Source organism: Mesorhizobium sp. M0496, assembly GCF_040321205.1.
Lineage (GTDB): Bacteria > Pseudomonadota > Alphaproteobacteria > Rhizobiales > Rhizobiaceae > Mesorhizobium.
The window spans coordinates 62,720-76,856 of the sequence record NZ_JAMYRC010000033.1 but is presented as its reverse complement, the minus strand read 5'-3'; the positions used below and the strand labels follow the sequence as shown (position 1 = coordinate 76,856).

At 62.7% G+C, this 14,137-nt stretch carries 13 protein-coding genes; 5 read left to right on the top strand and 8 right to left on the bottom strand.

Annotation, left to right across the window (positions count from 1 at the left end; translation table 11 throughout):
* Window positions 1-124: 124 nt before the first annotated feature.
* Window positions 125-865 (top strand): polysaccharide deacetylase family protein, encoded by a 741-nt coding sequence (locus NKI73_RS24355; RefSeq protein WP_352633327.1) that lies wholly within the window; start codon window positions 125-127, stop codon window positions 863-865.
* Window positions 866-878: 13 nt separating this feature from the next.
* Here NKI73_RS24355 and NKI73_RS24350 read toward each other — a convergent pair whose 3' ends face one another.
* Window positions 879-1,307 carry a MarR family winged helix-turn-helix transcriptional regulator gene (locus NKI73_RS24350; RefSeq protein WP_352633323.1) on the bottom strand — a complete coding sequence of 143 codons (429 nt, stop codon included), beginning with the start codon at window positions 1,305-1,307 and terminating at the stop codon, window positions 879-881.
* Window positions 1,308-1,427: 120 nt separating this feature from the next.
* On the opposite strand from NKI73_RS24350, the gene NKI73_RS24345 reads away from it, so the two are divergent.
* Window positions 1,428-1,835, top strand: coding sequence for a hypothetical protein (locus NKI73_RS24345; protein WP_352633322.1), 408 nt, complete (start codon window positions 1,428-1,430; stop codon window positions 1,833-1,835).
* Between the two features lie 130 nt (window positions 1,836-1,965).
* Here NKI73_RS24345 and NKI73_RS24340 read toward each other — a convergent pair whose 3' ends face one another.
* Window positions 1,966-4,011 carry an oxidoreductase gene (locus NKI73_RS24340; protein WP_352633321.1) on the bottom strand — a complete coding sequence of 682 codons (2,046 nt, stop codon included), beginning with the start codon at window positions 4,009-4,011 and terminating at the stop codon, window positions 1,966-1,968.
* 101 nt (window positions 4,012-4,112) lie between these two features.
* Between NKI73_RS24340 and queF the strand changes: the two genes are divergently transcribed.
* Window positions 4,113-4,574, top strand: coding sequence for a preQ(1) synthase (gene queF / locus NKI73_RS24335; RefSeq protein ID WP_292190578.1), 462 nt, complete (start codon window positions 4,113-4,115; stop codon window positions 4,572-4,574).
* Between the two features lie 29 nt (window positions 4,575-4,603).
* On the opposite strand, the gene NKI73_RS24330 is transcribed toward queF, so the two are convergent.
* From NKI73_RS24330 to NKI73_RS24310, 5 genes are all read right to left on the bottom strand, one after another.
* Complete coding sequence (locus tag NKI73_RS24330; RefSeq protein ID WP_352633320.1) at window positions 4,604-5,788, bottom strand: mandelate racemase/muconate lactonizing enzyme family protein; 1,185 nt, start codon at window positions 5,786-5,788, stop codon at window positions 4,604-4,606.
* A gap of 6 nt (window positions 5,789-5,794) precedes the next feature.
* The gene (locus NKI73_RS24325; RefSeq protein WP_352633319.1) at window positions 5,795-6,409 is read right to left on the bottom strand and encodes a hypothetical protein; all 615 of its coding nucleotides are present in this window, start codon (window positions 6,407-6,409) and stop codon (window positions 5,795-5,797) included.
* A 4-nt stretch (window positions 6,410-6,413) separates the two neighbouring features.
* Window positions 6,414-6,893: a DUF3828 domain-containing protein gene (locus tag NKI73_RS24320; protein WP_352633318.1), complete on the bottom strand. Its 480-nt coding sequence runs from the start codon at window positions 6,891-6,893 to the stop codon at window positions 6,414-6,416.
* Window positions 6,894-6,989: 96 nt separating this feature from the next.
* Complete coding sequence (locus tag NKI73_RS24315; RefSeq protein WP_352633317.1) at window positions 6,990-8,639, bottom strand: ABC transporter substrate-binding protein; 1,650 nt, start codon at window positions 8,637-8,639, stop codon at window positions 6,990-6,992.
* Window positions 8,640-8,682: 43 nt separating this feature from the next.
* Entirely contained in the window at window positions 8,683-10,233 is a 1,551-nt protein-coding gene (locus NKI73_RS24310) for a trimethylamine methyltransferase family protein (protein WP_352633316.1), read from the bottom strand.
* A 92-nt stretch (window positions 10,234-10,325) separates the two neighbouring features.
* Here NKI73_RS24310 and NKI73_RS24305 point away from each other — a divergent pair, with 92 nt between their 5' ends.
* Both NKI73_RS24305 and mutL read left to right on the top strand, forming a co-directional pair.
* Window positions 10,326-11,228: a LysR substrate-binding domain-containing protein gene (locus NKI73_RS24305; RefSeq protein ID WP_352633315.1), complete on the top strand. Its 903-nt coding sequence runs from the start codon at window positions 10,326-10,328 to the stop codon at window positions 11,226-11,228.
* Window positions 11,229-11,335: 107 nt separating this feature from the next.
* Window positions 11,336-13,204, top strand: a complete 1,869-nt coding sequence (gene mutL / locus NKI73_RS24300; RefSeq protein ID WP_352633326.1) for a DNA mismatch repair endonuclease MutL — start codon at window positions 11,336-11,338, stop codon at window positions 13,202-13,204.
* Between the two features lie 19 nt (window positions 13,205-13,223).
* Here the strand turns inward: mutL and NKI73_RS24295 are convergent, their stop codons facing one another.
* Complete coding sequence (locus NKI73_RS24295) at window positions 13,224-13,907, bottom strand: hypothetical protein (protein WP_352633314.1); 684 nt, start codon at window positions 13,905-13,907, stop codon at window positions 13,224-13,226.
* Between the last annotated feature and the right edge of the window lie 230 nt (window positions 13,908-14,137).

The window sequence follows — 14,137 nt, the reverse complement described above, 5'->3', positions numbered from 1 at the left end:
TAAACCGCTTTCTCTTCATCAGTCCGTCCTTCAATCAAGGCCCGGACTCTAATCTCAGATGGAGGAAATTCTCAGTGGCAGGTCAATGGCGGCCTGCCATACCCGCACCCGGATATTGCGAGTGATGACACTTTTTCGGCTTGTCTTGGCGGCACTGTTGATTTTTGTGGTCCCCGCCCATGGGGCCGACCGCACCATCTATCTCACCTTCGACGATGGCCCGCTGAACGGCACAAGCAACATCCTCGATGTGCTGGAAGCCGAGCAGGTTCCGGCAACCATGTTCATGGTCGGCATGCATGCGCAGGCGAGCGCAGGTAACAGGGCGCTCGTCCAACGCGCCAGGCAGCTTGCGCTGGTGACGCTCGGCAACCACAGCTATAGCCACGCCAACAACCGCTACCAGCATTTTTACGCCGACACCGAAGGTGTCGTTGCCGACATGATGCGGGCGAATGCGGTACTCGGGCTCAAGCCGGTGGTGCACGCGCGGCTGCCGGGGCGTGACGTGTTCAGGCTGCCCTCGATGTCGAAGAACGACACCTCGCTCGGCCTGGCCCAGGAGGGTCGTGAGGAGCCCGACTACGAGTTCGTCGCCGCCTCAGGCTTCTATCTCTACGGCTGGGATCACGAGTGGGTACACAAGGACAGCGGCGAGCCGGTGCAGAGCGTCGACCATCTGGTCAGCGAGATCGATCACTTGTTCGGATATGGCCGCTTCGTCAAGCCCGGCAAGCTGATCCTGTTGATGCATGACGAGATGTTCCAGGACCGCTTCGACGGCAAGACGAAGCTGACCAATTTGATCACCGCGCTGAAGCTGCGCCATTACACCTTTGGGACAATCCGGGGCTACGACGACTGAGTCTTATCCTGCTCTAGCTTTCGACATTCGCCCGCAATGCCGCCAGCACCTGCGCGAACTCCGCCAGCCGCTCGTCGGACAGTCCGACCCGCAGCCGCTTGTCAAAGGACAACGCGGCCTTGCGCAATGTCTCGAACATCGCCTCTCCGGCCGCGGTCAGTTCGACCAGATGAACCCGGCGGTTGACGGTATCGCGGCGGCGCATCAGCAGGCCCTGCGCCTCCATCGCGTTGAGATGGTGGGTCAGCGTCGCCCCCTGGATGCCGATCATGCCGGCAAGCTCGCGCTGATTGGCAAGCTTGCTCGACTTGACAGACAGCAGAGTGAGCCAGACCGGCAACGTACCGCCCGCTTCGACAAGAGCAGCATCGAAGGCTTGGGCGACAAGCTTGGCGGTGCGGCCAAGATTCATGCCGACTGGCGGGCGGTCAAAGGGCGTCATCGTCAGACACTAGGCGGTGTTCTCCGTAGAGGGAACTGAGTGACAGGCTTATACATTGACATCTAATCATTTGATATCTAATTATATGCGAACGGCGGGCAAAAAAGAGGAAATGCGGTCATGCAATATGTCTATATCGTCGTCCTCGGTCTTCATGTCATGGCCGGCGTGTTCTGGGCCGGCACCACCATCGCGGTCGGCCGCGATCCGGAGATCCGAGCGGAACGGTTCTTCCGGCCCCAAATGGGTGCGGCCGGACTGGTTTTCTTCACCGGCATACTGCTTTGGTATTTCTTCCATGAAGGCCTTTTCGGCCCGATGGAGAAGGTGCTGGCGCTGGGAATCGCCACGGCTCTAATTGCCGCCGGCGTACAGGGCGCGCTGGTGGGTTCTGCCACCAGGCAGCTTGCCGGCACCGATGCGGCGACGGAAGCCCAGTTGCGCGCGAAAATGACAAGAGGCGAGCGCATCGCCGGCGGTCTGCTGGTTATCACCGTGCTGTGCATGGCCGTCGCGCGGATGGTCTGAGACGCAGCACAATTTCACGGATCGCATGTTGTCTGGCGACGAGCCAATGACGTGCGGGCGCGCGGTCGGACCGAAGTACACGGGCTCTCGTACGCAGGTCCGACCGCGCGCCACCGATCGATAACGAATTTCAAATCCGCAAACCGAACCTGATGCCGTCATAGATGGCGGCATGGATGTTGCGCGAGGCGACCGCGTCGCCGATCCGGAACAGCACGAAGCGCGCTTCTGGGTTGCGCGCCGGAAAAATGTCGCCACCGCTCACCAGCCGCTCATAATCCACCGCGCCGCCGTTCTTCGACAGCGGTTTCAAGGACAAATAGAGATCGTCGAGCGGCAGCGTGCCGTGCTCGACCACCACCTGGTCGACCCTGCGCTCGCCGCGCCAGCCATCGGCGAAATCCGAGGCCAGTTCGGCGACCAGCAGGTTGCCCTCGCGCCGCACCGAGCGCAGCCTTGTGTTGATTGTGATGGTGACGCCCTTCTCCTGGAAGGCGCGCATATAGGGCACGTGGTTCATGCCGCCCATTTCCGGGGCAAAGAACCGCTCCGGCGAGACAAGTTCGAGTTTCGAGCCGGCATTGGCGATCAATTCGGCCGCGCCCATGCCCTGATGGCCGCCATTGTCGTCATAGAGCAGCACATTTTCGGCCGGCTTGGCGCTGCCGGCCATGATGTCCCAACTCGAGGTGACCAGGTTGTCGCCTGCCGTCAGCGGCGGGTTCTGCGGCAGGCCGCCGGTGGCCACCACCACCACGTCGGGCGACAGGGCCAGGACATCGTCCTTCTCCGCCCAGGTGTCATAGCGGATCTCGACGCCGAGCCGGTCGAGTTCGGCCAATCGCCAGTCGATGATGCCGATCAATTCCTTGCGCCGCGGGTTCTGCGTCGCCAGCCGAACCTGGCCGCCGGCCTGTGACGATGCTTCCAGGATCGCCACCTTGTGGCCTCTCTCGGCCGCGACCCGCGCCACTTCCAACCCGCCGGCGCCGGCGCCGACGACGACGACTTTCTGCTTCGGCCCTTCGGTCTTGACGATAATGTGCGGAATTTCGGCCTCGCGGCCGGTCGCCGCATTGTGGACGCACAGCGCTTCGCCGCCTTCGTAGATGCGGTCCAGACAATAGGTGGCGCCGACGCACGGGCGAATCTCGTGCTCGCGGCCTTCCATCACCTTTTTGATGATGTGCGGATCGGCGATGTGGGCGCGGGTCATTCCGACCATGTCGAGCTTGCCGGTGGCGATGGCGTGCCGTGCGGTGGCGACATCGGAAATCCGCGCCGCATGGAAGGTCGGGAATTTTGTCGCCGCCCTCACCTCGCCGGCGAAATCGAGATGCGGCGACGAGCGCATGCCGGTCACCGGGATAACCTTGGTCAACGCCGCGTCACTCTCGATCGAGCCACGGATGATGTTGAGGAAATCGACCTTGCCGGAGCCGGCCAGCCGCTTTGCAATCTCGACGCCCTCCTCCTTCGATAGGCCTTTTTCGAAATCTTCATCGGCGACCATGCGGATGCCGACGACGAATTTGTCTCCGACCGCCGCACGCACGGCGTCGAGCACCATGTTGGTGAAGCGCAGGCGGTTGTCGAGCGAGCCGCCGAATTCGTCGTCGCGATGGTTGGTGGCCGGCGACCAGAAGCCGTCGATCAGATGGCCGTAGGCTTCGAACTCGATGCCGTCGAGGCCAGCGGCCTGGCAGCGCTGCGCGGCCGAGGCATAGTCGGCGACGATGCGCTCGATGTCCCAGTCCTCGATGGTCTTCGGGAAAGCGCGATGCGCCGGTTCGCGCACGGGCGAAGCCGAGAGCACCGGCAGCCAATCGGCCTTGTTCCAGCCGGTGCGGCGGCCGAGATGGGTGATCTGGATCATCACCTTGCAGTCGTGCTCGTGACAGGCGTCAGCGAGTTCGGCCAGCCACGGCACGATCCTGTCCTCATAGACATGCAGATTGCCGAAGGCGGCCGGACTGTCGCGCGAAACGATCGCCGAACCGGCGGTCATGGTCAGCGCCATGCCGCCCTTGGCCTTTTCGGCATGGTAGAGCCGATAGCGCTCTTTCGGCATGCCGTCCTCGGAATAGGCCGGCTCATGGCTGGTCGACATGACCCGGTTCTTCAGCGTCAGATGTTTGAGCTGGTAGGGCTGGAGAAGCGGATCGTTGCTGGTCATCGTCTTCCTGCGGTTTCAAATTGTGCTAATGAGCGGCAAAATTCGTTTTCAAGCATGTCGTCCCACGCGCACTCCGGGCGGCATGCGATAAGGATCCCGCCATGATAGACACCAAGACCCTCACCCAACTCGGCGCGCACGTCGAGACGCCACAAAGCCCCGAAGCAGCAGTCCTGGAGACCGTACCGTTTTCGCGCGGCGACGGACCGCCGGCGATCGTGCGCTTCACCTGCCCGGAATTCACCTCGCTGTGCCCGGTCACCGGCCAGCCGGACTTCGCCCATATCGTCATCGACTATGCACCCGATGCGCTGCTGGTGGAATCGAAGTCGCTCAAGCTGTTCATGACCTCGTTTCGCAACCATGGCGCCTTCCATGAAGACTGCACGGTCATGATCGGCCGCCGCATCGTGGCGGCAACCAAGCCGCTGTGGTTGCGCATAGGCGGCTATTGGTATCCGCGCGGCGGCATTCCGATCGATGTGTTCTGGCAAACCGGCGCTCCGCCCGAAGGCGCCTGGCTGCCCGACACCGGTGTCGCGCCCTATCGCGGGCGCGGCTGAACAAGGACGTCTTGACGATCGAGACCACATCAGTTGAGCGGCAGACGCCGGTAGCGGCCAGGCTTGTTCGGATCGCTGAAATGGCCCATCGGCCCATGCTCCGCGAAGTGCCCCGCCCAACGCTTCATCGCGGCGGGGTCGAGCTCGACGCCCAGCCCGTAACCTTCCGGCACGCGCACCGTGTTGCCGGTTTGGCGAAACGGACCGTCCTTGATGACGTCGCCGATCTGCCAGGCAAACAGTGACTGCGATGCCTCGGTGATCCACTGCGTCGCCGCCACGACATGCAGATAGGCCGATGTCATGATGCCGAGATCATTCGAATAGCACCAGAAGCCCTTGCCCATCGCCTCGCAGGCAGCGATGAATTTCAGGGTTTTCGACAGACCGCCCAGGGCGGCAAAATTACAGACGAAGTAATCCGGAGCGCCAAGCGCCACCGCTCGTCTGAGGTCTGGAGTGTGCGTGGAAAACGGGATGCGCGAGTGCTGGCGCAGTGCTGCCATCTCCTCGAAAGTGGCGACCGGGTCCTCGTAGTTGCGGATGTTGAACGGCTCGATCTCGCGCAGCACCCAGCGCGCCGTGGTCAGCGACCATTGCATGTTGGAATCGAGCTTGATCTGCGCCTTTTCGCCCAGCGCCTCGCGCAGCATGCGCACGGTCCTGATTTCAAGCTGGGGATCGCCCATGATCAGCTTGCCCTCGAAGATAGTCGAGCCGTGCTCTTCGCGCATCTTCAGGCAGTAATCGACGATCGCTTCGGGCGTCATCTCGCCGCCCGCCCCATTCTGTGCCGCGCGAAAGGAGAAATATTCCGAAAACGGAATGTCCTTGCGTACCGCGCCGCCTAGCACCTTGTAGAGCGGCATGCCGAAGACCTTGCCTCTGATGTCCCAGAGCGCCAGTTCGACGGCGCCGAAGGCGACAGAGGCGGCGTTCTCGCCGGTATTGGCGGTGATCTGCCACGGCGGCACGCAGCGCGCCTCGCAATCGGCAATGTCGAGCGGATCGGCACCAATCAGCGCCGGCGCGATCTCGGCCTTGATCACCTCGCCGAAGTGCCACCACGGGGCCTCGCCCAATCCGACGACGCCTTCGTCGGTCTCGACTTCGATGATCGACTTCGAGGCGCCGCCATAGAGACCGGCCGTCCACCAGAACGGCGCATCGAGCGGAACGTTGACATGGGTGACGCGGATATTGGTGATCTTCATCGGTACCTATTCGCACTGATATTGGCTGAGGGCCCACTCGCCGGTCACCGACAACAGGTCCGTGATCTTCCAGTCGCCGTCGACCTTCTTGAATTTCCATTCCAGCCGGTGCGGGTTGCCTGATATGACGAAGGCAACGATGACCTTGGCCTGGTCGCCGTTGATCGCTTCAAGCGTCTTCAGGCTCTTGTCGATCTCGGCCTTGTCGTAGTCCGCATTGTCCAGCGCCATGTTGGGGTCGAGGCACTCGCCCTGCCCGGACTTGCGCAAGGCGTCGCTCTTGTCGAGCACGGTTTTCGCCGGATCGGTGAAATGGCTGCGCTCTGACGGATCGATCTCCAGCCCGACCCGATCGTAAAACGGCCGCACCACCGCTGTCGGGGATCCCGGCTGGACAGGTGCTGCGGGCGCTGCCTCGGCTGGCGACCATCCGACCGGCGGCGTTGTTGGTTCCACAGCCGCTCCGGGCGCATTTGCGGGCGGCGGCCCGCTGTCGCCCGGCGCGGTGTCAGCCGGGGCGTTTGCCGGCGGCGCACCCAACAAGCCTTGCGCGGCGGCGCCACTCAGACCCACCGCCAGCAGGCACATGGTCGACAGTGCCAGGATCGGGCGATGGGCCATCGCATCACTCCGGTGTCTGGCCGGCCACGCATTCCAGCGCGCTGAGCGTCCAGTCGCTGGTCTTGGACGCGATGTCCGATATCTTCCACTTGCCGTCGATCTTCTTGAGCGACCAGACCATTTCGCGCTTGGAATCGTCGCCCTCGGAGAAAAGGCTGAAGGATGCTGTAACCTCTGCGTTGTCGCCATCCAGCTTCTCAGACAGTTTCAGCGTTTTCGAGACGGTCTTCTGATCGAAATCCTGGGCGTCCAGGCCAGGATCGAAATCGATGCAGGCGACCTGGTCCGGGTTCTTTTTCGTTGCCTGGTCGTTCAGGTCGAACAGTTTCGTCACCGGCTCGGTGAATCGATCCCGGTATTGTTCGTCGGCCTCGAACTTGACCGCTGGAACATAGAAGAACTTCACGGCATTGGACGCCGGGCCGGCGACGGCGGCCGCGGGCAAGGCTATCGAAAGGGCGGCAGCGAGCACTGTCAGTCTCATGCAGAATCTCCGGCTTTTGATGGCTTAAGCCTATCAATACCACGTATCCTGCATATCGGCTTTTTTGCGGCTCATGAAGTCCTGCAGCACCCTGTTTCAGCCGTCGAGCCAGACGGTTTGAAGGTCCATCTCGAAGGTCTGGTGGACACCGTAGTTCTTCACCTTCTTGTTCATATGGCTGTAGAGCTTCTGCCAGAACGGTTGAACGATGACGCCCGAATCCTGCAGGATTTGTTCGACATCCTTCATCACCTCCTTCCGCTTCTCCACGTCGATGAGCGAAAGCGCCTGCTTGAGCTTGGCGTCGAAATCGGGATTCGAGTATGCCGATTCATTCCAGGCCTCGCCGGTGCGATATCCCAGCGCCAGCACCTGAACGCCGAGCGGGCGCATGTACCAGATCGTCATCGAATAGGGGTACTTCGTCCAGTCGTTCCAGAAGGTCGAACCCGGCAGCACCGTGCGCTTGACCTTGATCCCGGCATCGCGCAGCTGGCCGGCAATCGCGTCGCCCGTATTCTTCTGCCAATCGTCCTCGATGGTGATCAGCTCATGCTCGAAGTCGGCCTGTCCGGCTTCCGCCATCAGCTTCTTGGCGCCGGCGGCGTCGCGTGTCTTCTTGGGCAGCGGGTAGTATTCCGGGTGGATCGGGGCCACGTGGTGGTTTTCACCAGGGGTGCCTCGCCCGGCATAGCCAAGTTCGAGCACCGCATTGTTGTCGACGGCCATCTGCAGCGCATTGCGCACCCGCTGGTCGTCATAGGGCTTGTGGGTGATGTTGGTGCGGGCAACCAGCGTCGTCGCCGTCGCCACTTCCGATTTCACCAGATCCATCTTGTCGAGGATGTCGATGAAGTCGGCGGGCGTCTCGAAATTGAGGTCGATCTCGCCGGAGTCGAATGCATTGATCGAGGCGTTGAAGTCGGTGCCATAGTCGATGAATTGGACACCGTCGAGCGGCGCTTCACCACCCCACCATTTGCCATTCTCGCGGCGCTTGACGACCGCCTTCTGGCCGACATCGTATGAGACCAGTTCGAACGGTCCGGTGCCAATCGGCTTCTTGATCGGATCGGCACCGTCGGCATCGAAATTGCGGTGCACGACGAGCGCCGGATAGTCGGTGAAATTCGGGATCAGCGAGATGTCGGGTTCGCTGAGCTTCAGCTTGACCGTGTTGTCGTCGACCTTGGTGATCGCGCCATCCCTGGCCTTTTTGGTCTTTGCGTCGATCAGCGCGCCGACACGTGCGGCCATCGAATTGCCGGCGACGCCTTTCTCGCACCAGCGCGTCAGATTGTAGGCGACGTCATCGGCGTTGAAAGCATCGCCGTTGTTCCAGGTGATGCCCTTGCGCACATGCAGCACATATTCGGTGGCGTCGTCGTTGATGTCCCAGCTTTCAAGCAGGACCGGCTCGAATGTGAATTGCCTGGTGTAGCGGACCAGCGGCTCCAGCCAGCAGCGCGAAATGTTGGCCAGTTCCACCCAGTCGTAAGTGCGCGGGTCCTTCTGTCCCTTCACCGACATCGATACACGCAGCGTTCCGCCTTTCTTCGGCTCCTGCGCCACCGCCCGGTCGGGCACGGCAAGGCCGATCATGCCATAGGCAAGCGCCGTCGAGGCACCGAAGGCGCTTGCGAGCGCCAGGAATTCGCGCCGGTCGACACGACCGGCACGTGCTTCGACTGCCATCGCCTCGATAGCGCCCGGCACGCGATCACCATTGCTACTGAAGAGTGTCATTTTTTCCTCCCGTCTGGTTCCCATTTGGTCTTCGTGCGTCGCCTCAACTGACGCTGTCCGGCAGCCTCTCCTCGCGCCGCGCGATGAAGTCTGTCAGGCCATCGGCGATGCCTTCGTCGAGCTTCGGCTCTTCATAATCCGCCAGCATGTTGCGTGCCTTCTCGCGGCCGCGCGTGTCGTGGTCCTTTGCCCCTTCGGCCTTCCACTGCTCGAACGAGTTGAAGTCCATGATCGAGGGCATGAAGAAGGCGGACTCGAAATGGTCGAGCGTGTGCTGGGTGCCCAGGAAATGACCCTGCGGCCCCACCTCGCGGATCGCCGCCATCGCTTCCTTGAAATCGTCGAACGGCAGCCCGCCGGCATATTTGTACCAGCCGATCAGCTGTTCGCAGTCGGTCGCGAATTTCGAATAGCCGCAAGTCAGGCCGGCCTCGAGCCATCCGGCGGAGTGCCAGATGTAGTTGGCGCCGGCCAGGATGGCGGCATGCATCAGCATGTTCGCCTCGTAGCCCGCCTGCGCATCGTTGAGCTTCGACCCGACATGGAATCCGGACGTGCGCCATGGCAGCCGATATTTCCGCGCCAGGGCTCCCATCAGATACATCATCTGGGCCGCCTCCGGCGTGCCGCCCATGGGAGCGCCGGTCTTCATGTCCACCGTCACCATGAACTGCCCGTAGATCTGCGGCGACCCCGGACGCAGCAGTTGCGTGAACGCGATGCCCGCCAGCGCTTCCGCGTTGACCTGCGCCACCGCGCCCACGGCGGAGGCCGAGGTCGAGGCGCCGCACAGCGCGAAGGGCGCGAGGATCAGCGGCTGGTTGCTCCGCGCATAGACCTTCATCGCGTCCAGCATGGTGGCGTCCCACACAAGCGGCGAATTGCAGTTGGTGATCGACACCAGGACCGGGTTGTCGCGGACATAATCCTCGCCGAACACGATGCCCGCCATCGCCATCGTGTCTTCCGCCCGATCCTTGGACGTGACGATGCCCATGAACGGCTTGTCGGAGTGCTTCAGTGCCGAATGGATGATGTGGAGGTGACGCTTCGGCACCGCGATTTCCATCGGCTCGCAGATGATCGAACTCGATGAATGCAGCGCCGGCGCCATGTAGGCGAGCTTGTGGAAATTCTGCAGGTCGGCGAGCGTGCCATAGCGCCTGTTGTTGTCGAGGTCGCGCACATAGGGTGCGCCGTACATCGGCGCGAAAATGGAGTTGTTGCCGCCCACGCGCACCGAACGCTGCGGATTGCGCGCATTGAGCGTGAACTCCGACGGGACCTTCGACACGAGTTCCATCAGCAAGGCGCGGTCGATGCGGACACGTGTCTCCGAAACGTCTGCCCCCGCGGCCTTCCAGAGCGCGATAGCCTCGTCGTCGCGGAACTCGCATCCCACCTCTTCAAGGATGGCGAGCGACTCCTGGTGGATCAGCTCGACCGCCTCGTCCGGAACCATCTGATAGACGGGGATCTGGCGGACCAGCGTCGGAAACGACGTTACGGGCGCTCCGCGCAGCGCTTTGCGCCCGAGACGGCCGCCACTTCGACGATTAGCGTGTTCGGTCACTTCGGGGGCCGGTGCGTTCATGGCAACTCCATTCCACTCATTGGGACCAGCCTAACGGGACAAAATAGCGATGTGACGCTGGAAAATCCTGATCGCTTGTATAAGCTGAGCTTATGCGAAGCCTGCGCCACCTCCTGCCCTCGGCCGGCAGCCTGATCGTCTTCGAGGCCGCCGGGCGGCTCTCGAGCTTCACCGCCGCCGGGCGCGAGCTCGGCATGACGCAGGCTGCCGTCTCCTATGCGGTGCGCGGACTGGAAGAACAGCTTGGCGCCAAGCTTTTCCAGCGCCGCCACCGCCAGGTCATCCTGACCGAGGCCGGTGAGCGCTTCCACGCCGACGTCTCGCTCGGCCTCTCGCATATCCGAAAGTCGGCGGAGGATCTGCGCCTGCAGGCAACCGGCGGCCACGTGACGCTGGCCGCCTCGACGGCTTTCGGTTCCTTCTGGATGATGCCGCGCCTGCAGCAGTTTCGCGACGAACTGCCCGGCATCGACCTGCGCATCCAGACGGCCGATCGCGACCTCGACATCATCGCCGAAGGCATCCCGCTCGGCGTGCGCGGCGGCGAGCCGCGGGATTGGCCGGACTATCATTCGCTGCCGCTGGCGGACGAGGAAATCTTCCCCGTTGCTGGAACCAGCTACGCGGCAAAATTCGGCCTGCCCAAATCCGTCGCGGAACTGGCCACGCACCGCCTCATCCATCTGGAAGAGCCGTATCGCGAGGCGGCCAGCTGGGACGAATGGTTCCTGTCGGCCGGCGCCAATCTCAGCGATACCGCGCGCGGCCTGCGCATCAACGACTATGGCTTGGTGATCCAGGGCGTGATGGAAGGGCAAGGCATCGCTCTCGGCTGGCGGCACCTCGCCGAGCGGCTGCTGGCGTCCGGCCTGCTGGTACCGGTGACGGATCATGTGCTGAAGACCGGCAAGGCGTTCTACGTCGTCTGGCCGAAGAACCGCGAACTCAGCGACAATGCGCGCAAGGTCAGGGATTGGCTGGCGGCGCAGGCGTGAGGGAACAGTGCCTCCCAGTTCCTTGGAAGTCGGCGGGACAGCATCACCGCTATTCCGCCTACATCGAATGCTTCCTCATCGCCTTCGAATCCGCCTATAGTGACGCCATGCCCATCCGCCAGCTTTCCGAAACGATGATCAACCAGATCGCCGCCGGCGAAGTCATCGAGCGTCCGGCAAGCGTGGTCAAGGAACTGGTCGAAAATGCGCTCGACGCCGGTGCTTCGCGCGTCGAGATCGTCACCGCCGGCGGCGGACTGAACCTGATCCGCGTCACCGATGACGGCTCCGGCATTCCCGAACCGGAGCTGGCGCTGGCGATTGCGCGCCACTGCACCTCCAAGCTCACCGAGGATATCAACGACATCCGTTCGCTCGGCTTCCGCGGCGAGGCGCTGCCGTCGATAGGCTCGGTGTCGCGGCTGTCGATCCGTTCGCGCACGGCCGCCGGCGACAGTGCCGCCGAGATCGGCATCGAGGGTGGCCGCGTTTCGGCCATCAGGCCGGCGGCAGCCAATCGCGGCACCACGGTGGAGGTGCGCGACCTGTTCTTCGCCACGCCGGCCCGGCTGAAATTCATGAAGGGCGAGCGCGCCGAAAGCTCGGCGACCAGCGATGTGATCAAGCGCATCGCCATTGCCTTCCCCGCCGTGCGCTTCACGCTGGCCGGCTCGGATCGCTCGACACTGGAACTGCCGGCGACCGACGACAGCGCGGAAGGCAGTCTGCGCCGCGTCGCCCAGGTGATGGGCGCCGACTTTCCCGACAATTCCATTGCCATCGACGCGATGCGCGAAGGCGTGCATTTGACCGGTCACGTGTCGATCCCATCCTTCACCCGCGCCAATGCCTTGCAGCAGTATGCCTATGTCAACGGTCGCCCAGTGCGCGACAAGCTGATCGCCGGCGCCATTCGCGGTGCCTATGCCGACGTCTTGCCGCGCGACCGCCATGCGGTAACGGTGCTGTTCCTGTCGCTCGATCCGGCCATCGTCGACGTCAATGTCCACCCGGCCAAGGCCGATGTGCGCTTCCGCGACCCTGGCCTGGTGCGCGGGTTGATCGTCGGCGCCATCCGCCAGGCGCTTGCCGATTCCGGCATTCGTGCCGCGACCACGGGCGCTGCCGGTATGATGGCGGCCTTCCGACCCGGTGCCGCATCCTACAGCCACGGCGGCCCGGCGAACGGCCACCGCAGCTACGACGCGGCCTACCGCGCGTCGGGCTCGTCCGGCTTCGATGCTGCCCGTTCATCCCAGCGCCCTCTCGACATGGGTTTCGAGGGAGCGGGCTTCGAGCATCGCGGTTTTCGTGAAAACGAACAGGCGGCGTTCGATGCCGGCGCCAGCGCCGATGCGCGCGCCGGCCAGACCGAAGCGGCCGAGACTTTGCTTGGCGCGGTGCTGGGTGCGGCACGCGCGCAGGTGCATGAGAACTACATCGTCGCGCAGACCAGGGATTCGCTCGTCATTGTCGACCAGCACGCAGCGCATGAGCGGCTGGTCTATGAGGCGCTGAAAAATGCGCTGCATTCGCGGCCGGTACCCTCGCAGATGCTGCTTCTGCCTGAAATCATCGATCTGCCGGAAGAGGACGCCGAGCGGCTTGCCCTGCATTCCGAGACGCTGGCCCGCTTCGGCCTCGGCATCGAGCGCTTCGGCCCGGGCGCCGTCGCGGTGCGCGAGACGCCGTCGATGCTCGGCGAAACCAATGTCCAGCAATTGGTGCGCGATCTCGCCGACGAGATCGCCGACAACGACACGGTCGAGACACTGAAGGAGCGGCTGGACAAGATCGCCGCGACCATGGCCTGCCACGGCTCGGTTCGCTCCGGCCGCCTGCTCAAGGCCGAAGAGATGAACGCGCTGCTGCGGCAGATGGAGGCGACACCAGGCTCCGGCACCTGCAACCACGGCCGCCCAACCTATATCGAACTCAAGCTAGCGGATATCGAAAGGCTGTTCGGGCGGCGTTGAGGTCTATCGGCGTCCCGCTTCATTTCCTCTGGCGGTATTTTTTGGTCTTGCGGTCAAAGGCATAGTCCATCTGATATCCGGCGCCGCCACCTCGAAAATTCACCGAAATGATGTCCTTGCCTCGCTCGGCCCACTTCTCGACGTTCGCATAGATGGACGTCATCAGCATGCCGGCATTGCAGTTATCATCATCGAAGGCGATCTCCTGAACGACCTTCCTGCTGCTCTTTTTGATGACCCGCATTTTCGCCATGCAAGTGCCTGAGTCGGTGTTCGTATAAGGACCGGCAAACCTGTGGGCGGCTGTTTCGGCCCAGAAGGGAATCTCGACGGTCCCGTCGAGCTTTGGGTCGCCAGTATCGTCCAGACTCGCGACCTTCTTGAGCGTGACGGGAAACGTGTCCGCCCCCTTGCTCCAGCTGCCTGTCGCGCCGCTTTCAGCCATGTCGAGGGAAAATGGGCATCCGGTGGTGTCGACGGGGATCTTTGATCCAACCACCAATATCCGGTCGAATTCCTTGTCGTTCGAAATCTCGCAGAGCGCGAGCCTGGTGCCGTTGAGCTTGCCGAACACGGCTATCGGGCTTTGTTTCGCGTCGTAGAAGTAGCTTCCCTCGATGGTCATGCCGCTGCCGAAGCCGTCATATGTCTGAAGCGAGACATGAACGGGCTGGGAGCCGATGGACCCTTCGTAATTCTCCACGTGATACCAACCCGCGGCGGCCTTCCCGCTCAGCAGAAGCACACAAGAAATTACGGATATGAACCATCTTCCCATCCCGACCCCGCTATGTTCCACAAAAGCGGCCCACCATAGCCGCCCGCCTGGCGCATGTCTGCATCACAGCGGGCACGGGTAGTGTCTCAGTTTGAATTTCCGATCTTCGACCTTGGAAGATTCGCTACGCCGTCTCGCCGGGTGTAGGGTCGTCA